We start from the raw sequence: 20,161 nt of genomic DNA, 5'->3' as shown, positions 1-20,161 counted from the left end.
TGGAACGGGGTGAGAGAATGTCCCCCATGCAATCGCTGCCTGCCCTACTTGATGCCCGTCTGCGTGCCGTCACGGGAGTGGATCCGGAGATGCGCCCGGCCACGAAACCCCAGTTCGGACACTTCCAGTCCAACGTGGCGCTGCGCCTGGCCAAGGAGCAGAAGCGTCCCCCGCGTGAGGTGGCGGCCGGCATCGTCGAGCAGCTCGACGTCTCCGACCTGTGCGAGCCCCTGGAGATCGCCGGGCCGGGATTCATCAACTTCCGGATCCGTGCTGACGTGCTGGCGCAGGCCGCCACCGCCGTGCTGGAGGATCCGCACCACGGGGTGAGCCGCACCTCGCATCCGCAGCGCGTCGTCATCGACTATTCGGCCCCGAACGTCGCCAAGCAGATGCACGTCGGGCACCTGCGCACCACCATCATCGGCGACTGCTTCAACCGCATTCTCACCGCCCTCGGGCATGAGGTGGTCCCGCAGAACCACATCGGCGACTGGGGAACCCAGTTCGGCATGCTGGTGGAGCACATCATCGAAACGGGCACCGACGTCGCCGCCCTCGACCTGGCCGGCGCCGAGCAGCTCTACAAGGACTCGAAGGGGCACTTCGACAACGACCCTGAGTTCGCCACCCGGGCCCGGGCACGCGTCGTGAAGCTCCAGGGCGGCGACGAGGAGACCCTGGCGATCTGGCGGCAGCTGATCACGGTGTCGCTGGCCGGTTTCAACGCCGCCTACCAGCGGCTCGGGGTGCTGCTGACCGACGCCGACCTGGCGGGGGAGTCGACCTATAACACCGCCCTGCCGGAGGTGGCTGAGGACCTGGCCGCCCGCGGTATCGCCGTCGTTGACGACGGGGCGCTGGTGCTCTGGGTGGAGGGCTTCGACGCGCCGCTGATCATCCGCAAATCGGACGGCGGCTACGGCTACGACACCACCGACATGGCGGCCATCCGTCACCGTGTCCGCGAGCTGAGGGCCGACCGGATCGTCTACGTCACCGATGTGCGCCAGTCGCAGCACTTCCAGGAGATCTTCGCGGCGGCCCGCAAGGCCGGCTACCTGCCGGAGGACGTCGAGGCGCAGCACGTCGGATACGGAATGGTCCTCGGCCCTGACGGGCGTCCCTTCAAGACCCGCGACGGCGGGACGGTCTCACTGATGAGCCTGCTGGACCTGGCGGAGCAGGAGGCCTCACCCGAGATCGCACTGGCCGCCATCAAATACGCCGACCTGTCGGGTGCGATCCACAAGGACTACGTCTTCGACGCCGAACGCATGGTGCAGACCACCGGGGACACCGGGCCCTACCTGCAGTACGCCCACGCCCGCACCTGCCAGATCCTGCGCAAGGCCGAGGCGGAGGGAATCGGCTGGGGTGCGGTCGTCGTGCTTGAAGAGCCGGCTGAGCAGGCCCTGGCGCTGGCGCTCAGCCGCTTCGGCGAGGTGGTGGACGAGGTCGCGCGCACTCTCACCCCCCACAAGCTGTGCGGCTACCTCTATGAGCTGGCCGGGGCCCTGTCGGCGTTCTACGAGGCCTGCCCGGTGCTGCGTTCGGAAGGAGAAGTGCGCTCATCGCGCCTGGCCCTCGTGGCGGCCACCCGTGACGTCCTAGCCCAGGGCCTCCACCTCCTGGGCATCAAGGCCCCCGAGCGTATGTGATCCCGGTGGTTTCTCTCCGACCGCTGGCCCTGGCTGATCGGCCTTTCGGCCCAGTTCTGCGGGATGGACCCGACCCTGGTCCTACCTGGGTGCTGGCCGCAGGGCCGGAAGGGGCCTCCCAGGGCTGGCCGGACCCTGGTTTCCCGGGGTCGCCGGCCCCAAGACCTGGGTTGTAGAAGCAATGTAAAGGTCCCTAGCAGGCCCCGGAAAGACCGTTATCGCGGTGCTAGGCTCCTGGCAGGTCTTGAGCGATTCTGATTTCTGGGAATTGCCGGATGAGTGGGCCCGACGGGTCAGTCACCTAGTCCGATGAAGTGGCTGGGCGATGGCTGACCTGGGGAATCCGGCAATTCCCGGCAATGGCCTTGTGAATCGTTCACAGACCTGGAATCTGTAGGAGCCGACTTGTGCGGCAAACGGAGGCTGCCTGGATGAGAATGTCCTGTCCATGCGGCCTGGAAGTGAGAGAGAAACGGACGATGCGGGCCCTGACCTGTGCGTGGCGCTTTGTGGTGCGCAAGAAGATAAAGACCTTGATAATGTTCGGCATTCTGCTCTGCCTGGCCACGGTCATGCTGAGCATGGTGGCGGTCAAGCAGTCGACGGACGCGGCTGCCGGGGAGGCGGGCCAACAGCTGCTTTCCGGTTTCACCCTGGAGAACAACCGGCAGAATAACAAGGGAACCCCGCGTGGCGGAGGTGTCGTCAAGGAGGCCGACATCAACGCGATCAAGGGTCTGGCCGGCCTGAAGGACAACTTCCGCCGCATGACCCTGACCTCTGAGCTGGTCGGCGCCAAGGTGCTGAAACTGCCGGGCTCTGCTCAGGATCCCTACGACGGTGCGGACAAGAAGGACTTCAGCAATGTGCTCTCAGGATATGGGGAGAACAACAGCGAACTGGACATCAACTTCCGTTCCGGTGGGCTGAAACTCACCCAGGGCCGGCATATCAGGGAATCCGACGTCGGCAAGGCCATCATTCACGAGTCCCTCGCCAAGGCGAATGGCCTGAAGATCGGCGACAAAATCAAGCTGAAGGCCATTGCGAGCGACCCGGACAACGTCAATAAGTCATCGGAGCAGGTTGAGCCTGAGATCGTGGGATTTTTCTCCGGTGACAACATCAAACCGGCCAGGAATCGTATCGAGTTGCTGCAGAACCAGGTGTACACCGACATTGACACCAGCCGTAAGCTCGCCAAATTCTCCGAGGGCCAGGAGATCTATCAGGACGCCACCTTCTTCGTCGACTCGCCTGACAAGGTCGATGGCCTGATGAAGGAGGCTCAGAAGCTGGGCATCGACTGGAAACTCTTCTCGCTCTCCAAGACCGACCAGGTCCTGGCCGGGGTCACCGGCACCGTGAACAGCATCTACCGGCTCGTCGACGGCATGGTGGTGGCCACGGTCATCTTCGGGGTCATCGTGCTGTCCCTGGTGCTGATCCTGTGGTCGCGGGAGCGACGCCGGGAGACCGGGATCCTGCTGTCGATAGGCAGCTCCAAGCCGGGAATCGTGACGCAGCACATCCTGGAGCTGGTGCTGATCGCCATCCCGGCCTTCGGAGCGGCCTGGTTCGCCGCCCAGGGCGTCGCCCAGTTCATCGGCAATCAGCTGGTCTCCCAGGCCGCCAGCGCGACCACCAAGGAGATGGCCCAGCAGCTCGGCAACAATCTCGGCGCCAACCAGGAGTCAGCGCTGTCGGGCAAGACCCTGGACCATGTCCAGGTGATGCTGGACCTCGGGCAATGGGGCCTGGTCTGCGGGATCTCGCTGGCCCTGGTCTGCGTCGCTGTGCTGATCGCCTCGGTGCCGGTGCTGCGTGCCAAGCCCAAGGCCCTGCTCACCCAGCTCTCCTGAGGCGCCGGACATGTCCCTGATGAAACGTGCCTGGCTGTCTGTCAGCCGCCGGGTCGGCAAGACTGTGGTGCTGCTGCTCATCATGACGGTGATCTTCAGCGCTCTGATGGCCGAGACCAGCGTTCGGGCCGCGATGCAGAACCTCCGCGACAACATCAGCCGGGGGGTGTCCGCCGGGTTTGTGGTCCGTCCAGGCAGCAGCGAGCTGAAGACTACCGACGCCGACTCAGTCAGCGCAGTGGCCGGTGTGACTTCTCACAACTACGTGCGCAGCCTCACGGCCGTGGCGAAAGACCTTAAACTCATCGAGATGCCCGCCAGCGGCGTGCAGCTCTCGGATGACGTGATGCCTGAGGGCACCGTGACCGGGGTCACCCGGACCGACCTGGTCCAGGGCTTCGCGAGCAAGCGCTACACCCTCGTCGAGGGCCGGCACCTGGAGGCTGGGGACCGGCATTCAGCCGTGGTGCACCAGGATTTCGCCGCCCGGAACGGATTGAAGGTGGGCGATCAGCTCACGCTGACCCGTCAGGACAAGACCGTCACGGTCACCATTGCCGGTCTCTACACCGGTACCGCGTCGGGGGCGACGCTCCCAGCCGAGATGGCGGAGAACACCTTCTACACCGACCTCGAATCCAGCGGGGAACTGGCCTCGTCACCGGGGCTCAGCGAAGCCCACTACCTGGTCTCGAGCGCCGATGAGCTGGAGCCTGCGATCAGCCGGGCCAAGCAGCTGCCGCTGGCCTGGGACAGCCTTCAGATCGAGGACAACGCCAAGTCCTACGCCGGGGTACTGGCCGGTATGGCCACCGTCGAAGGCCTACTGAACCTGCTGCTGGCGGGAGTCAGCCTGGCGGGGATGGTGATCCTGGTGTTCGTGCTGGTGTTCTGGGTCCGGGGGCGGATCCACGAGATCGGGATCCTGTTGTCGATGGGAACCTCCAAGGCGCGGCTGCTGGCGCAGTTCGTGATCGAGCTGACGATGATCGCGATCGCAGCTGGTCTCCTGGCCTCCCTGGCCGCGGGCCAGGCCTCCCACCTGCTCGGTGACTTCGTTCTCGGCCAGGCATCCGGAAGCGGTGAGAGCCCGGCCGCCCCGGATCCCAGTTTTACGGCGGCATCACTGCCTGAACTCGGCCGCGCCTGGCTGCTCGGCTACGGCGTCGTCCTCCTGTCCGCAGTGGTCGCGATGGTCCCCATGCTGAGGCTCAAGCCAAAGCAGATTCTTTCTAAGATGAGTTAGGAATCCACAGATGAGCGTTCTCGCGCTGGAAAAAGTCAACTACGCCTATGAAAAGGCGGTCCGGAAACTCCTTGAAAATGTCAGCATCGAGTTCGAGGCAGGCAGGTTCTATGCCATTCTCGGTGGCTCTGGGGCAGGGAAGTCGACTCTGCTGGGGCTGCTCGCAGGGCTCGATGTGCCGACGGGCGGCCGCATTCTCTGCAATGGGAAGGACATCCTGGAGGAGGGCCTTCCCCGGCACCGCAAGCGCAATGTGTCGCTGGTGTTCCAGAATTACAACTTGATTGACTATTTGACGCCTCTGGAGAATCTGCGGCTGGTCAAGCGCGATGCTGATGCTAAAGTTCTCGAGACGATGGGGCTTGAGAAGGAGGAGATCAACCGGAACGTCATGAAACTTTCGGGAGGCCAGCAACAGCGAGTGGCTATCGGAAGAGCCCTGGTTTCGGACGCTCCCATAATTCTTGCAGACGAGCCGACGGGAAACCTCGACGAGGACACCGCCGGCGACATCATCGACATCCTGAAGGCTGCCGCACACGACGAAGGCAAATGCGTCATTGTTGTAACCCACAGCAAGCAGGTGGCGAAGGCCGCCGACGTTGTCCTGCGGTTGAGAAACCGGAAGCTTGTGGCCTGACACTCCGGTCCCAGAATGTCATTTCCGGCCACACCGCCATACCGGCCGGAATGGCATAGGCCACATGCGACCGGAAGCGGCTGGGACCTGACTGCCCAGGTCCCAGCCGCCCAGTTCCGGCGCCACCGCCATCCAGCAGACCGCGGGGCGCCGGACACAACACTAAGAGAAGCGCGTCACTGTTGGCGGGACCTCGCGGAATCCTGCGTGTGTTCCGGATCCTCCGGATCGACTCAGCGGCTCTCCGGGTGCTCATCCGCGTCATGGGCAGCGAGTGCGGCGCCGATGATCCCCGCCCGGTTGCGCAGCTTCGCGGGAACGATGGGGGTGTGTAGGTCCAGCAGCGGCAGGAATTTCTCGGAGTCCTTCGACACCCCGCCGCCGACGACGAATAGGTCGGGGGAGAACAGCATCTCGATGTGGCTGTAGTAGCGCTGCAGGCGCACCGCCCACTGCTTGTAGCTGAGCTTCTCCTTCTCCTTGATGGAGGAGGCCGCGCGGGTCTCCGCGTCGGAGCCGTCGAGCTCCACGTGCCCCAGCTCGGCGTTCGGCACCAGCACACCTCGGTAGATGATGGCGCTGCCGATGCCGGTGCCCAGGGTGGTCATGATGACCAGGCCGTCGTTGCCCTTGGCTGCCCCGTGGTACACCTCGGCCAGCCCGGCGGCGTCGGCGTCGTTGACCAGCGTGACGGGACGGCCCAGGTGGTCCTCGAAGAACTTCGACGCCTCAAGCCCCGCCCAGGACTTGTGGAGGTTCGCGATGAACGGCACCCGCCCATGCACGACAGGCGCGGGGATGGTCAGCCCGATGCGGGTCCCGTCGGCGACCTGGTCCTTGAAATTCTCGATGACCTCCGCGACCACCGCGGCCACGTTCTTGGGGCTGGACTTCGACGGGGTGGGGATGCGCAGCCGGGACTCGGCGAAGTCTCCCAGTTCTAGGTCAACAGGAGCGCCCTTGATGCCAGAACCACCAACGTCAATGCCCAGGATATTCATGGCGCAAGCTTAGAGGCTCCGCAGCCAGGCGGTGCCCGTGACGGCAGCTAGCGGGACGTAGTTGCCAATGCGGCGCCCGACCTGGCTAGAATGGGGCCGTCCTGAGCGACGCGCGGGCGTAGTTCATCGGTAGAATGGAAGCTTCCCAAGCTTCAGAGGCGGGTTCGACTCCCGTCGCCCGCTCGATGATGTCGGTACCGATAGGCTCGGCTTCCCGCTGAAGGTGATGTCCATCTGTTCGACATACTGGTTCTCTGCGCGAAGGTCCAAGAAGTGACATGATCCTGATGACAGGTTTCCGTGACGGAGAGAGAGACCGATGACAACTTGGCTTGAAAAGCTGCTTGTCCCTGACCTGGTCGAGGCCTACCTTGATGGCGGATACGCGCTGAACTTCGGTTACGCCGTCTCCGCGGACTCGATCAGCGCCGACGACTCTGCCAGGGAACTCGTTGCCGCGCTCGACCTCGATGGCCCCGATGGCCCCCTGGCCGGGGCTGATACCGTCCACACGCTGCGCTTCCCCCTGCTGCCGACCGACACCGTCTACCCTGCCATGGGCGGTGTCACCGAGGAGGAACGGGCCGTCGCCAGGGGAGACTTCCTCGAACTGCCGCCCTTCGACGGCAGGGGCACCGTGGCCCTGCCTGGCGACCCAGAGGCGGCGCGGCTCTACGTCGACCCGACGATCCTGCGCGCAGGAGCCCAGATCCTCCAACGGACCTCCAACGGCGAGGCCGCGGACGTCGTGGCCACCTACCGGGGCCTGTTCCTGGGCTGGAAGAGGCCCGACGGGTCCAAGACGTCTCCCGGCAGGCCCGACCCGCTCAGCATGCAGGCGTTCCGGGTCAGGGAGGCCGACTCCCTCTCCCCGGGACAGTTCAACTTCAGCGACGACGGCTCGATACGCGATGTGATCGGGCTGCGCCGCGCCGACAACGGCTCCCAGCGGCGGACCATCATCGAACTCGACCAGATCGCCCAAGCCGGCATCGTCAAGGTCCACGGGACCTGGAAGGGAATCCCGGTGCGTGCCATGGGCATCGCTGACGACGGGGAGCGCTGGGAGATCATGTCGCTGGCACACGACGCCCTCGCCGCCCAGGAACGCGGCATGCGGCGCGTCGAGGCGGGGGTCTACAGCGCCATCATCGACCCGCAGGAGGCACAGACCACCTTCACCCTGCTCTCCATGCCGTCCTGGCCTCAGGGGTGAGGCCGCGACGCTTGACGTTGAACGACGGGTGATACTGGGTATTTGGCGGGCCGCCTGGCCCGTGGCGTGATCGCTGGATCGCGCATGTTTTTTGTTCGTTCGGCTGAGGACTATCCGAATGTCAGCCGAACGGCTATCGTCAGTGTTGTATTGAGTGTTGCCGCCGGGACACCGGTTGTCATCCGGCCGTGAAGATCGAAAGCTGTGGGAAGGAGAGCCATGGGAATGAAACGTTTGCGCACAGCGCGGTGGCGTGCCGTGGCTGCGGCATCCACTCTCCTCGCCACGGCGTCGGCCTTCCTCGTCTCCGCGGCCACCCCCGCCTCGGCGGGGATCAACTCCGGCATCGTCCTCACAGATGCCTCCCTCAGCCACGTGGATCAGCTGGGCAATCCCGTCGACGGGCGTCAGGAGGTCTGGCAGGGCGACCACCTGGAGTTCAGTGTCAACTACGACGCCACAAACACCACCCTCACGCCCGGTGATGAGTTCACGGTCGAGCTTCCCGCCTTCCTCGACCTCCAGGACACCGCGGCGCGCAAACCGCTGCTGGCCGCCGACGGGGTTACGGCAGGCGAGTGCACGCTCAGCAACACCACCATCAACTCGACCCTGGCCTGCGTCTTCACTGACGCGATCCTCGGCAAGAGCGACGTCAGGGGAGGCCTGAAGATGACCCTCCAGGTCGCCGAAACCACCACCGCCCCGAGCGTTGAGGTCGGTCTCAGCGGCAAGACCCAGACGGTCGCGCTGCCGTACGGGAAGCCCGTCGCCGCCCGGCCCGCCGAGCCCTGGCAGGTAGCCAGCGAGCCCAGCGAATACTCCGAGCAGGTCACCTCCAACTCCAAGGGCATCAACTGGAGCATCCTGGCACCCGGCGCCTGGCTGAACGAGCACTACCCGGCCGGCTCCGCGGTGGTGGTCCAGGATACTCTCATGGCCGGGAAGCTGGTGCTGGATGAGTACCGCGCCTACAACCGCATCATCGAGGAGTGCGTCGATCCCCGGAACCCCCAGGCCGGCATCTCCCGCGTCGTCGCCGACGGCGCCGGCAAGAGCGTCGACGGGTTCAGGCTGAAGGTGGAGGCAACCCCCCAGCAGGAGATCACCCTGACCATGAGCGGCCCCTGGAGCAGCCAGTGCAACTACCACGTCAAGCTGCGCTCCACCTTCGCCGACAACAAGACCATCGACAAGTCCGTCACCTACGAGAACACCGCCACCTTCGTCGCTGCCGGCACGCAGGTGAAGACCGAACGTGCGTACCTCGAATCGTTCACCGGGACCGCCAGCTACCAGGATGGCGGCAAGACGAAGCAGTCCCCGGGAGCCGAGCAGACCGTGGCCTCGGAGGACGCCTGACGTCCGTCGCGCCCGTCCTGACCTCTCGTCGGCGCGGTGCCGTCCGCCTGCCGGGCCAGTCTCCCTGTCAGGGAATGCCCTCGCGCTGACTTGCCGCTGACTTGCCCCTTGAGCCGACCGGGAGATTCCGTGTTGAACCTTGGGCTATTGTTCCCAATCGGACGACGGGAGGCAGAAGGACATGGCGGACAAACGGCAGCGGCTCGTGATCGTGGAGTCACCAACCAAGGCGACGAAGATCGCGGGGTACCTCGGTGATGGATACGTGGTCGAGTCCAGCCGTGGGCACATCCGTGACCTCCCGACCGGTGCTGCTGAGGTGCCGGCCAGGTACAAGGGCCTCAAGTGGGCTCGCACGGGCGTCAACATCGACGCCGACTTCGCGCCCCTCTACGTGGTGGCGGCCGACAAGAAGGCCACCCTCCGGGAGCTGAAGCAGAAGCTCAAGGCCGCTGACGAACTCTTCCTGGCCACTGATGGTGACCGCGAGGGCGAGGCGATCGCGTGGCATCTGATGGAGGAGCTCAAACCCAAGGTCCCGGCGCACCGCATGGTTTTCCACGAGATCACGCCGGCGGCGATCGCGGAGGCGGTCGCTAATCCACGCCAGCTCGATGCCGACCTCGTCGACGCGCAGGAGACCCGCCGCATCCTGGACCGTCTCTATGGCTACGAGGTTTCCCCGGTGCTGTGGAAGAAGGTGATGCCGAAGCTGTCGGCGGGCCGGGTGCAGTCCGTGGCCACGCGTCTCGTCGTCGACCGGGAGCGGGAGCGCATCGCCTTCGTGCCCGCCAGCTACTGGGACCTCGATGTGATCCTCGACGGCGGCCTTGAGGCCGACCCGCGCACCTTCCCGGCGCGGCTGACTGCCCTCGACGGGGTGCGGATCGCACAGGGGCGTGACTTTGACTCCAGCGGCCAGGCGACCAACACCTCGGCCGCCGTCCTCGACGAGGCCACCGCCACCGCGCTCGCCGCCGCCCTCGAGGCCGCCGCGTTCCGCGTCGACAAGGTGGAGGCCAAGCCCTACACCCGCCGTCCCTACGAGCCGTTCCGCACCACCACGCTCCAGCAGGAGGCCGGCCGGAAACTCGGTTTCACCTCGCAGCGGACCATGTCGGTGGCGCAGGAGCTCTACGAGAAGGGCTTCATCACCTATATGCGGACCGACTCCGTCACCCTGTCGGACGTCGCGATCGCGGCCGCCCGCGACCAGGTGAGACAGCTGTTCGGGGAAAGCTACCTGCCGGCGAAACCCCGGATCTACGCCTCGAAGGTGAAGAACGCGCAGGAGGCGCATGAGGCCATCCGGCCCGCGGGCGACGTCTTCGCCCACCCCGAGGCGACCGGCCTGACCGGTGACGCCCACCGCCTCTACCAGCTGATCTGGATGCGCACCCTCGCCTCCCAGATGGCGGACGCGCGGGGCGAGCAGGTCAGCGTCGCCATCTCCGCCGCCCCCACCGTCCCGGTGCAGGTGCCGTCGGGTACGGTGGAGCGCGCCGAGCTGACCGCATCCGGCCGCACCATCTCCTTCCACGGCTTCCTGAAAGCCTACGTCGCGGGCACGGACGACGACTCCGCCAGCGATGACAAGCAGTCGCGGCTGCCGCAGCTTGTCCAGGGGCAGGAGCTCGCCGCCGAGCGGGTCAAGGCCGCCGGGCACGAGACCAAACCCCCGGCCCGCTACACCGAGCCGTCGCTGGTGGCGAAGCTGGAGGAGCTGGAGATCGGCCGTCCCTCCACCTACGCCTCCATCATCCGCACCATCACCGCCCGCGACTACGTGTTCAAGAAGGGGTCCGCGCTGGTGCCGACCTGGCTGGCGTTCGCCGTCACCCGGCTCCTTGAGGAGCACTTCACGCAGCTAGTGGACTACACCTTCACCGCGCAGCTTGAGGAGCTCCTCGATGAGATCGCTGGCGGCAAGGCGGAGCGGCTGCAGGTCCTGACCGACTTCTACCGCGGCCCCGACGGCGACGCCGCGAAGGGCCTGGAGACCCTCGTCACCGAGCTCGGCGACATCGACGCCAAAGGCCTGTCCACCTTCCCGCTCGGCGGCTCCGGCATCGACGTGCGGGTCGGCCGCTACGGCACCTACGTCGAGTCCGCGGACGGGCGGCGCGCCAACGTCCCCGACGACCTGCCGCCCGACGGCCTGACCGTCGAGGTCGCCGAGGAGCTGCTGAGCCGGCCCCTCGACGAGGAACGCGAGCTTGGCGTCGACCCCGGCTCTGGGCACATGGTCGTCGCCAAGAATGGCCGGTTCGGGCCCTACGTGACCGAGGTGCTGCCGGAGGGGACGCCGAAGTCGGTGAAACCACGGACGGCGTCGCTGTTCAAGTCGATGTCGCTGGAGAGCGTCGACCTGGCGGCGGCCCAGCGCCTGATGAGCCTGCCCCGGGTGGTCGGCACGGACCCCGAGGGCGTCGAGATCACCGCCCAGAATGGCCGCTACGGACCGTACCTGAAGAAGGGCAGCGACTCGCGGTCGCTGACCAGCGAGGAGCAGATCTTCGACATCACCCTGGAGGAGGCCCTCGCGATCTACGCCGCCCCCAAGACCCGGGGGCGTGCGGCCGCGGCCGCACCGCTCAAGGAGTTCGGCGCCGATCCCGCCAGCGGCAAGCCCGTCGTGCTGAAGTCGGGCCGGTTCGGCCCCTATGTCACCGACGGTGAGACCAACGCGACCCTGCGCCGTGACGACTCGCCCGACGACATCACCCCGGAGCGTGCCTTCGAACTGCTGGCCGAGAAACGGGCCAAGGGGCCCGCGAAGAGACCCGCCCGCAAAACCACGGCCAAGAAAACCGCGGCGAAGAAGACCACAGCCAAGAAACCTGCGGCCAAGAAGACCTCTACCACCAGCAAGAAAACCACCTCCGCCAGCTGAGCGGGGCGGGGCTGGAGATCGCGCCTTCTCGGCGAGGTGGTGTATGGGTGCACACTCCCGTGTGGGAAGGTGAGGCATATGGGTTTCGAACGACCAGCGGTGATGCGTTTCGACGTGCCCTTCCAGGCTGACGCGCCGCCGCTGCTGTCTCAGGACGCTGGGATCACCGGGCTGATGGAGCGCCGCGCGACCAGCCACAGCATCGACGTCACGGTGCTGGACACCGCCGACGACCGGCTGCTGCGCGCCGGTGTGGTGCTCGCGCACCGGGTGCTCGGCGGGGAGGGGGACTGGTACCTCGCCGCGCCCGGCTGGGCTCCCTACCTGCCCCAGGAGTGCATCATCCCGATCGGCGCCACCGCCGAGCTGCCGCAGGAATTCGCCGACCTGACCCGTCCCCTGGTGCGGCGCGCGGTCCTCGGGCCGGTGGCGGCGCTGGAATGCCAGCGGACCGAGTATCTGCTGCGGGGCCCCGACGGTGACCTGGGGGCCATCCGCGACGAGAGGGTCACGGTGCGGCAGGGGGGCGTGATGACGTCCCGCTACCGGGAGTCGACGCTCACCTCGGCCTCCCAGCTCAGCGAGCGGCAGGTGCGGCATGTGCGGGCGGCGCTGGACGCGGTGTCGGCCACCGCTGTGGACGAGTTCCCGGCTCTCCAGCAGCGGCTCGGGGCGCCAGCCACCGGGGGCACCGACTTCCCAGAGCCCGCCCCGCTGGACCGGGAGGCCACCATGGAGGCTTTCGTGACGCGGTTGTTCGCCACCGACCTCCACGCCCTCGTCCGTGCCCAGTACCGCAGCCAGGAAGCGGTGACCGCCGCGCTGCAGGAGGTGCAACGGCACGTGAGGGGACTGGCGAATGTGCTCGACCCGGCGTGGCGGCAGGCGGTGGAGTCGGCGCTGGTGACGGCCTCGACGCCCTGGCTGGCTGCCCTCGATGTCGTGGACTCGCTGGTGGCCGCCGTGCACGCCCCACGCCTCGGTGATGTTTCCGCCGAGCCGGCCGCGGCACTGCTGCTGCGGCGCGCCCAGCAGGGGGCTTACATCCTGGCGGACCGGTGCCGGTCACTGACCACGGACTCCATCGACGCGGACTGGCGGGCCGCGCTGGGAGCGGCCGAGCAGGTGTGTGCCAGCGGGCAGGTAGCGGTGCAGCTGCACGGCAAACCGGCCCGCAAGCTGCTGGGGGTCGTGACGAAAGTTGCCAGCGACCTGCGGGAGTGTGCTGCCTCACCCGAGGTCCCGGACCTGTCACAGCTGGACCCGCAGGAGGCCTTCGAACGGGGACGTGAGATGGAGCGTGCCCACCAGCGGGTGGCAAGGGCCCGTGCCAGCTTTGTTGAACGCTGGCCTGAGCGGGTGACGAGGATCCGCAGACTGCTCGCGAAGGTGCGCCGATGACAACTCTTAACCCGTCCACGGGGCTTTTCATCGTCTTCGAGGGCGGGGACGCGGTGGGCAAGACCACGCAGATGAGAATGCTCGTCCCGTGGCTCCGGGAGCGCGGCGTGGACCCGGTGGTCACGCGCCAGCCCGGCGGGACTAGCCTCGGTCGCAAGCTGCGCAAGCTGCTGCTGGGCCCGGACCACCCGGAGCTGGTCTCACGCGCCGAGGCGCTGATCTACGCCGCTGACAAGGCCCAGCACGTCGAGGCGCTGATCCGGCCCGCGCTCGCCGAGGGCCGGGTGGTGGTGTGCGACCGGTACGTCGACTCCATGATCGCCTACCAGGGGGCGGGGCGGGTGCTGGACCTGGCCGAGGTGGAGCAGGTGGCGCGCTGGGCGACGGGCGGGCTGCGGCCCGATCTGACCGTGCTGCTCGACGCCGACCCGGCCGACGCAGTGGCCACCATCAGGCAACAGGACCGGCTTGAGGCCGCGGGCCTGGACTTCCACCGCCGCGCCCGGGCGCATTTCCTCCGCCTGGCCGACCAGGCCCCGGACCGCTACCTCGTGCTGGACGCCCGCGAATCGCGCGAGGCCATCGCCCAGCAGGTCGCGGCCAGGGTGGGGTCGCTGCTCGCCTGATCCTGGATCCTGCCGGCCCGGAAAGTCGGTGGCAGGTGGCAGGATGAACCCCGTGAGCGTGTGGGACGAACTGGTGGGCCAGGACAAGGCCGTTGAGACGCTGCGCCGTGCGGTGGCGGGGGGGGAGGCACGCCATGACCCACGCCTGGCTGTTCGTCGGGCCGCCCGGCTCGGGACGCTCCAACGCGGCGCGCGCCTTCGCGGCGGCCCTGCAGTGCCCCGACGGCGGCTGCGGGCACTGCAACGACTGCCGCACCTCGCTGTCCGGCGCTCACCCCGACGTGACGCTGCTGCGCACCGAGCAGCTCAGCATCGGCGTCGAGGAGATGCGGCAGCTGGTCTCCCGCGCCAACGTCGCGCCCGTCAACCGCCGGTGGCAGGTGGTCGTGGTGGAGGACGCGGACCGTGTCACCGAACGCGGTGCCGACGCCCTGCTGAAGGCTCTGGAGGAGCCTGCCCCGAAGACCGTGTGGCTGCTCTGCGCGCCCAGCGCCGACGACGTGATCGTCACCATCCGCTCCCGCTGCCGGGAGCTGCGGCTGGTCACCCCGCCCGTGGAGGAGGTCGCACAGCTGCTCATCCGGCGGGACGGTGTGGACGAGGTGCTGGCCCGGTACTGCGCCCGGGCTGCGCAGGGACACATCGGCCGCGCCCGGGCCCTGGCCCTGAACGACGAGGCCCGGGCGCGGCGTCACGAGATCCTGGCGTTGCCGGCCCGGCTGAACAATCTCACCGACTGCCTGACCGCCGCCGAGAATCTCGTCGCCTCCGCATCCCAAGAGGCCAGTGATCTGACCGCCGAGCTGGACGCCCGGGAGATGGCGGAACTGCAGGCGGCGCTGGGCATGGGCACTAAGCGGGTCAAGGCGCGCGGCACCCAGGGCGCGATCAAGGACCTTGAGGACCAGCAGAAGGCCCGCGTCAAAAGATTCCAGCGCGACGCCCTGGACCGGGTCCTCACGGAGCTGACCGGCTACTACCGCGACGTCCTGGCCTGCCAGACCGCTCCCGGGGTGCCGTTCGTGAACGCCGACATCGCCAGCGAGATCGCCGCCTTCGCAGGGCGTACCAGTCCGGAGCAGACCGTGCGGGCCCTGGATGCGCTGCTGGATGCGAGGAAGGCGCTGGAGGGTAACGTCGCGCCCCAGCTGGCCCTCGAGGCCATGCTCCTGGGCCTAGGCAGGGCATCGCACCGCTGACAGCTCCCGCCTCCCGGGTGGGGGAAGCCCCAACCTGGGCGCGCCTCATCCGCACGCCGCGGCTGCGGTGAGAATATGGGCACAAGCGTTGACTGATGCAGGAGGATTCATGTCTTCACACGACGCAAGCGACTGGGTGAGGCAGGGCACGCCCCGCGGAGCCGACTGGGAGGACGAGCAGAGCGAGTACGGCACCGCTCTGGAGCCTACCGAATGGGACGACCACGCCACCGAGCAGTCGGTTCCCGTCGAGACGCCGCGCCCGCGGCCCCGCCCGGCAACACGCGCCGCCAGCACCCAGGTTTTCACGCCCGCCAATCCGCTGCCGTCCGGGAGCGCCAGGACGCAGCCCAGCCCGGATTCGTCCGCAGACCAGGACGTCGATGCCGCCGACGAGCCAACTGTGGTCTCCGGGCTCCGCATGCCGGAGCCCGCCTCCCCGGTGACATCCCCCCGGCCTGAGGACGAGGAGACCATGGTGCGGCCCCTGGAGGTGCCGGCACACCAGCAGACCGAGCCGGCCACACCGGCGGCTCCGCAACGTCCTGAGCCGGCGTCGCAGCACCCCGAGCCCCAGAGACCCACCGCTCAGGGGCCGGAGAGAGCCCGTGACGTGGAGGACACCATCGCCGACCAGATCGTGCCACCGGTGCAGCCGGCATATCAGCATCCCGAACAGCCAGCCCAGGCTCCCGCCTCGCGCCTGGATCCGCTGCCGCCGCGGCCCGCGGGCGGTGGTGAGGCGGTCACGCGGTCTGTTCAGACGCCGAGGCCGCGGCCAGAGCAGGTGGCTCCGCAACACAACGACCCGGATGCGACCCAGCGGTTCGAGTCCGCCGTGCCGCAGCGCAGCGCGGCCTCGTCCTCGTCGCCGGGCGATCCGGAGCAGACTTCCGTACAGACGGGCCTGTTCCGGGGAGATGCGGCGGACGGCGAGCAAGCCGGTGCGGAGACCAGCGCCGCGCCCGCCAGCCAGTCCGAGACGACCGCGGTGATGTCGTCTCCCGTGCAGCATGCGGCCTCTCCCACCCCGGCGGCCTCTCCCATTCCCGTCGCGGAGCAGGAGGAGGAACGCCGGCGCCAGCAGAAGCTGGAGGCGGAGCGGGCCGCCCGCAACGAGCGGCTCGGCGTCGTCGCGACCTCCCCCGAGAACGAGTCGCGGACCATCACGCAGAAGCAGCGCCGCACCACGGATGAGTTCTTGCCCAGCCTCGGCCTGTTCTTCCTGCGGCTCGTCACCGCGGGGATCCTGGCCATCGTCGCGTACCAGGGGCTCACGAACATCGACGGTGCAGCCGAGGCCCTGGGACGCACCTACCTGCCGGAGCCCCGGACAGTGGCGTGGATCGGTGGCTTCCTGCTGGCGGCCATGGCCCTGCTGCTCGTGGTCGGTCTCCTGCAGCGTGTCGTCGGTTTCCTGCTGCTCGCGCTAGCGCTCTGCTCGCTGGTGTTCGTCCGGTGGGGGGCCTTCAGTCCCTTCGTCGCAGGCATGGACGGGTTCCTCGGGGATCGTGATCTTCTGCTCGGGGCCGTCGGCCTGCTGCTGATCACCATCGGCGGTGGTGGCTGGGGCATCGACGCAGCGTTCCGGCGTTCCCGGGAGGCTGCGAAGGCGGCGCGCACCGACTGACCCCAGGGGCTGCGTTCAGCGCCTGCTCGGCTTGCCGGTTACGCTGTAGAGCATGCCCAAAGTCATGGCCGTCACCTTCGAGCAGTATGGACGGCTGCACTACCTGGATCCGGGTGAAGTGGACTACCGCGTCGGTGACTGGGTGCTGTATCCCTTGGAGGACGGTACAGAGGTGGCCCGCGTGGTGTGGGCGCCCGAGGACACGGCGGTGGCGGCCCCGCTGCCGAGGTGCGCGGGACGGGCCACCCGGGCGGACCTGGAACGGGACGAAGCCAACCGGGAGCGGCGCCGCCAGATCCGTGAGATTGCCGTTGAGCGGATCGCGGCCCACAGGCTTCCGATGAAGGTGGTGGCGACGGACTACGTCGACTCCTCGCCGGAGTACGACAAGCTGGCGGTGGTCTATTTCACTGCGCCGGGACGGGTCGACTTCCGCGCCCTGATCGGTGACCTGGCCCGGGCGGTCGGGGCGCGCATCGACCTCAGGCAGGTGTCTTGGCGGGACACAGCGCAGCTGACCGGAGGGGTGGGCATGTGCGGCAGGGAGCTGTGCTGCACCCTTTTCCTCAACGAGGTGGAGCCCGTTTCGATGAGGCTGGCGCGCAGCCAGAACCTGGGGTCGAATCCCCTGCAGATCCAGGGGGCATGTGGGAAGCTGTTGTGCTGTCTGGCGTTCGAGCACCCGCTCTACGTCGACTTCCTGCGGCAGGCCCCCTCGATCGGCGAGAGAGTAGTCACGCCCGATGGTCCGGGACGGGTGGTGGGGCACCTGGTGCCGACGGATGAGGTGGCGGTGCGGACCGCCGGTGGAGTGAGACGCTGCCCGCTGCTGCAGGTCTGCGTCACAGGTAGAGACCGGGCGGTGCACGGAGCCACCCCGGGGAAGGAGAACTGATGCGCACCTGGGTGGGCTGGATGCAGGTCATGCTGATTGGGGTCGCGGTCAGCCTCGTGGTGGCGTTTGTGCTCTCGGGGATGATCGCGCCAGGACATCAGCCGAACCCGTCGGCTGAGCCATCGGCCCAGCAGGCTCCCACCGTCGGCGAGCAGAAACCTGGGGTGCCGGCGGTGCCCGTGTCCGAGCACGAGACGTGGCCGCAGACAGGCACGGAGAACCCGGACCGGCAGCTCGGCGTCACGGCGTCCAGCCCGACGGTGCAGCTTCCCGGCTCCCTCGGCGAGGACCTGACCCCCTACTGGGAGCAGACCCTCGACTGGCAGAGGTGCAAAGGGGGGCTGTGCACCACAATGAAGGTCCCGCTGGACTGGGAGAATCCCGGCAAGGCATCGCTGGACATCAAGGTCATGAAGGCGCCGTCGGCGAATCCCTCGAAGGGGCCGCTGTTCGTGAATCCCGGTGGCCCCGGCGTCGGGGGAGTCTATTTCTCCAGGAGCCTGGGGTCCGACGCCTGGGAGGGATACGACATCGTCGGTTGGGATCCGCGCGGGTCCGGTGAGTCCACGCATGTGGAGTGCGGCACCACGGAGCAGACCGACGAAGCCTACTCCGCGGACGACACCCCCGACGACGAAGCCGAGAAGACCACGCTGAGCGATGTGTGGGCGGCCTTCGCGCGGCAGTGCCGTGAGGCCTCCGGTGAGCTGCTCGATCACATCTCCTCCATCGAGACCGTCCGTGACCTGGACCTGCTGCGCTTCCTCATGGGTGCGGAGAAGCTCAACTATCTCGGTGTCAGCTACGGCACCTATCTCGGGTCGATGTACGCGGAGTTGTTCCCGGAGCGGACGGGACGCTTGGTGCTGGACTCTGCGGTGGACATCACCAACAGCGAGGAAGTCTCCCAGGTGGAGGGCTTCGAGCTGGCCCTGAACCTTTACGCGGACTGGTGCGCGAGCACCAGCGCCTGCACCTTCGGGGATTCGCGTGACGCGGTGATCTCCACCATCAACTCCTTCCTGCGGGGGCTGGACGCCAGCCCCCAGCAGGTGGGGGACCGCCAGCTGACCCAGGGAAAGGCGGCCACAGGGGTCGCTGGCTTCCTGTACTCGGGCGCGGGTATCTATCCGCGGCTCACCGCCACGGTGGCGGCGGCGATGAGAGGCGACGGTTCGGCCCTCCTCAAGGCGTCTGACGCCCTGACGGGCCGCGACGACAACGGATGGAAGACGATGGCCTACGCCTTCCCCGCAACCCGGTGCCTCGATCACGCCGACGAGGGAGTGGCGGCGCACTTCGCGCTACAGGACGAGCTGGGGCAGAAGGCACCGGTGTTCGGCGGCAGCATGGGCGGGGACCTGGCGTGCGAACGCTGGACCGCCGCCTCCGTGCCCAACCTGAAGCTCACTGGCAAGGGCGCCGCCCCGATCCTGGTGGTCGGGGCGACGGGCGACTCCGCCACCCCCTACCAGCAGGCCGTCACCATGGCGCAGCAGCTGGAGTCCGGGCATCTGCTCACCTACGACGGCCCCGGTCACGGGTCCGTGACCTCGGGAAACAGCTGCGTCACCGACGCGATCAACGCCTTCTTCCAGGACGGCACCCTCCCCGAGGACGGCAAGACCTGCCGGTGATCCTGGCGCAGAGATTCCGCCGGCGGGACGGTGGCGTTGCGAGTTAATCGATCCCTGCGGGTGGAATCTCCTACCCTTGGTTTCATGTCTGCGACCAGCCGATTCATCGACCGCATCTGGCCCCCCGCGTGGCTCTACTCCACCTATGAGGCGGGGGTCCTGAAGCGGCTGGATCGTTCTGCCCTGCCGCGGCACGTCGCGGTGCTGGCGGACGGCAACCGGCGGTGGGCGCGGCTGAACGCGCCCGGGCAGCCCCTGGTCGCGGGGTATCGCGCGGGCGCAGCGAAGCTGCAGCAGTTCGTCGAGTGGTGTGACGACATCGGCATTCCCGTGATCACCCTGTGGGTGCTCAGCACCGACAACCTCGACCGTGCCGCGGCTGAGGAGCTGGAGCCGCTGCTGGAGGTGATCGACGAGCTGGTGGTGGCGCTCGCCGAGACGGGACGCTGGCGGGTGCAGGCGGTCGGGGACCTCGACCTGCTGCCGCCGGAGCGGGCCGCGAGCCTGAGGGCGTCGTCGAGCCGGACCGATGCGGTCGAGGGCATGCACATCAACGTCGCGGTCAGCTACGGCGGCAGGCATGAGCTGCGGGACGCCTTCCGGTCGCTGCTGGCGGAGCGGGCCGCGCAGGGCCGCACCCTGGAGGAGGTCGCGGCCACCGTCGAGATCGACGAGATCTCCGAGCATCTGTACACCAAGGGGCAGCCGGATCCGGACCTGATTATCCGGACCTCCGGGGAACAGCGGCTCTCCGGGTTCCTGCTGTGGCAGTCGGCGCACAGCGAGTTCTACTTCTGTGAAGCCTTGTGGCCGGACTTCCGCAAAGTCGACTTCGTGCGCGCGCTGCGCAGCTACGCCCAGCGGGAGCGTCGCTTCGGTCGCTGACCTGCGG

At 67.7% G+C, this 20,161-nt stretch carries 14 protein-coding genes, 1 tRNA gene and 1 pseudogene; 15 read left to right on the top strand and 1 reads right to left on the bottom strand.

The genetic code is table 11. From position 1 onward, the window contains the following. The first annotated feature begins 26 nt into the window (after positions 1-26). From argS to SK1NUM_RS12655, 4 genes are all read left to right on the top strand, one after another. Complete coding sequence (gene argS, locus SK1NUM_RS12670; RefSeq protein WP_212322633.1) at positions 27-1,661, top strand: arginine--tRNA ligase; 1,635 nt, start codon at positions 27-29, stop codon at positions 1,659-1,661. 539 nt (positions 1,662-2,200) lie between these two features. Further along, complete coding sequence (locus tag SK1NUM_RS12665) at positions 2,201-3,523, top strand: ABC transporter permease (RefSeq protein WP_223927587.1); 1,323 nt, start codon at positions 2,201-2,203, stop codon at positions 3,521-3,523. A gap of 10 nt (positions 3,524-3,533) precedes the next feature. Continuing rightward, positions 3,534-4,769, top strand: coding sequence for an ABC transporter permease (locus SK1NUM_RS12660; protein ID WP_212322627.1), 1,236 nt, complete (start codon positions 3,534-3,536; stop codon positions 4,767-4,769). A 10-nt stretch (positions 4,770-4,779) separates the two neighbouring features. Continuing rightward, the gene (locus tag SK1NUM_RS12655) at positions 4,780-5,409 is read left to right on the top strand and encodes an ABC transporter ATP-binding protein (protein ID WP_212322624.1); all 630 of its coding nucleotides are present in this window, start codon (positions 4,780-4,782) and stop codon (positions 5,407-5,409) included. Positions 5,410-5,642: 233 nt separating this feature from the next. Here SK1NUM_RS12655 and ppgK read toward each other — a convergent pair whose 3' ends face one another. Next, positions 5,643-6,410: a polyphosphate--glucose phosphotransferase gene (gene ppgK / locus SK1NUM_RS12650; protein WP_212322610.1), complete on the bottom strand. Its 768-nt coding sequence runs from the start codon at positions 6,408-6,410 to the stop codon at positions 5,643-5,645. A 112-nt stretch (positions 6,411-6,522) separates the two neighbouring features. Between ppgK and SK1NUM_RS12645 the strand changes: the two genes are divergently transcribed. The 11 genes and pseudogenes from SK1NUM_RS12645 to SK1NUM_RS12595 all read left to right on the top strand — a co-directional run bounded on the left by SK1NUM_RS12645 (position 6,523) and on the right by SK1NUM_RS12595 (position 20,154). Then, positions 6,523-6,593, top strand: a tRNA-Gly gene (locus SK1NUM_RS12645). A 136-nt stretch (positions 6,594-6,729) separates the two neighbouring features. Continuing rightward, positions 6,730-7,626: a hypothetical protein gene (locus SK1NUM_RS12640; RefSeq protein ID WP_212322608.1), complete on the top strand. Its 897-nt coding sequence runs from the start codon at positions 6,730-6,732 to the stop codon at positions 7,624-7,626. 219 nt (positions 7,627-7,845) lie between these two features. After that, positions 7,846-8,988 carry a DUF7926 domain-containing protein gene (locus SK1NUM_RS12635; RefSeq protein ID WP_212322606.1) on the top strand — a complete coding sequence of 381 codons (1,143 nt, stop codon included), beginning with the start codon at positions 7,846-7,848 and terminating at the stop codon, positions 8,986-8,988. Between the two features lie 181 nt (positions 8,989-9,169). Next, positions 9,170-11,881, top strand: a complete 2,712-nt coding sequence (gene topA / locus SK1NUM_RS12630; RefSeq protein WP_212322604.1) for a type I DNA topoisomerase — start codon at positions 9,170-9,172, stop codon at positions 11,879-11,881. A gap of 78 nt (positions 11,882-11,959) precedes the next feature. After that, entirely contained in the window at positions 11,960-13,282 is a 1,323-nt protein-coding gene (locus SK1NUM_RS12625; RefSeq protein WP_212322602.1) for a CYTH domain-containing protein, read from the top strand. Further along, entirely contained in the window at positions 13,279-13,908 is a 630-nt protein-coding gene (gene tmk / locus SK1NUM_RS12620; RefSeq protein ID WP_212322589.1) for a dTMP kinase, read from the top strand. Before SK1NUM_RS12625 ends, tmk begins: the two co-directional genes overlap by 4 nt. Before the next feature lie 43 nt (positions 13,909-13,951). Next, positions 13,952-15,107, top strand: a pseudogene (locus SK1NUM_RS12615) (DNA polymerase III subunit delta'). A 109-nt stretch (positions 15,108-15,216) separates the two neighbouring features. Further along, positions 15,217-16,737 carry a DoxX family membrane protein gene (locus SK1NUM_RS12610; protein ID WP_212322582.1) on the top strand — a complete coding sequence of 507 codons (1,521 nt, stop codon included), beginning with the start codon at positions 15,217-15,219 and terminating at the stop codon, positions 16,735-16,737. Between the two features lie 52 nt (positions 16,738-16,789). Then, entirely contained in the window at positions 16,790-17,632 is an 843-nt protein-coding gene (locus tag SK1NUM_RS12605; protein WP_212322573.1) for a PSP1 domain-containing protein, read from the top strand. Continuing rightward, positions 17,632-19,269: an alpha/beta hydrolase gene (locus tag SK1NUM_RS12600; protein ID WP_212322571.1), complete on the top strand. Its 1,638-nt coding sequence runs from the start codon at positions 17,632-17,634 to the stop codon at positions 19,267-19,269. Before SK1NUM_RS12605 ends, SK1NUM_RS12600 begins: the two co-directional genes overlap by 1 nt. 84 nt (positions 19,270-19,353) lie before the next feature. Beyond that, the gene (locus tag SK1NUM_RS12595) at positions 19,354-20,154 is read left to right on the top strand and encodes an isoprenyl transferase (RefSeq protein WP_212322568.1); all 801 of its coding nucleotides are present in this window, start codon (positions 19,354-19,356) and stop codon (positions 20,152-20,154) included. The last annotated feature ends 7 nt before the right edge of the window (positions 20,155-20,161 follow it).

This window comes from Arachnia rubra, assembly GCF_019973735.1.
Lineage (GTDB): Bacteria > Actinomycetota > Actinomycetes > Propionibacteriales > Propionibacteriaceae > Arachnia > Arachnia rubra.
Note: the sequence above shows the minus strand (reverse complement) of the source record. Positions and strands in the feature narration are given on the sequence as shown.

What these genes read in the sequence shown, in the direction of transcription:
- SK1NUM_RS12610 (WP_212322582.1), top strand. Translation starts at nt 15,217, where the DNA reads ATGTCTTCACACGACGCAAGCGACTGGGTGAGGCAGGGCACGCCCCGC.
- SK1NUM_RS12605 (WP_212322573.1), top strand. Translation starts at nt 16,790, where the DNA reads ATGCCCAAAGTCATGGCCGTCACCTTCGAGCAGTATGGACGGCTGCAC.
- SK1NUM_RS12595 (WP_212322568.1), top strand. Translation starts at nt 19,354, where the DNA reads ATGTCTGCGACCAGCCGATTCATCGACCGCATCTGGCCCCCCGCGTGG.
- SK1NUM_RS12635 (WP_212322606.1), top strand. Translation starts at nt 7,846, where the DNA reads ATGGGAATGAAACGTTTGCGCACAGCGCGGTGGCGTGCCGTGGCTGCG.
- topA (WP_212322604.1), top strand. Translation starts at nt 9,170, where the DNA reads ATGGCGGACAAACGGCAGCGGCTCGTGATCGTGGAGTCACCAACCAAG.
- SK1NUM_RS12600 (WP_212322571.1), top strand. Translation starts at nt 17,632, where the DNA reads ATGCGCACCTGGGTGGGCTGGATGCAGGTCATGCTGATTGGGGTCGCG.
- SK1NUM_RS12665 (WP_223927587.1), top strand. Translation starts at nt 2,201, where the DNA reads ATGTTCGGCATTCTGCTCTGCCTGGCCACGGTCATGCTGAGCATGGTG.
- SK1NUM_RS12625 (WP_212322602.1), top strand. Translation starts at nt 11,960, where the DNA reads ATGGGTTTCGAACGACCAGCGGTGATGCGTTTCGACGTGCCCTTCCAG.
- SK1NUM_RS12640 (WP_212322608.1), top strand. Translation starts at nt 6,730, where the DNA reads ATGACAACTTGGCTTGAAAAGCTGCTTGTCCCTGACCTGGTCGAGGCC.
- SK1NUM_RS12660 (WP_212322627.1), top strand. Translation starts at nt 3,534, where the DNA reads ATGTCCCTGATGAAACGTGCCTGGCTGTCTGTCAGCCGCCGGGTCGGC.
- tmk (WP_212322589.1), top strand. Translation starts at nt 13,279, where the DNA reads ATGACAACTCTTAACCCGTCCACGGGGCTTTTCATCGTCTTCGAGGGC.
- SK1NUM_RS12655 (WP_212322624.1), top strand. Translation starts at nt 4,780, where the DNA reads ATGAGCGTTCTCGCGCTGGAAAAAGTCAACTACGCCTATGAAAAGGCG.
- ppgK (WP_212322610.1), bottom strand. Translation starts at nt 6,410, where the DNA reads ATGAATATCCTGGGCATTGACGTTGGTGGTTCTGGCATCAAGGGCGCT.
- argS (WP_212322633.1), top strand. Translation starts at nt 27, where the DNA reads ATGCAATCGCTGCCTGCCCTACTTGATGCCCGTCTGCGTGCCGTCACG.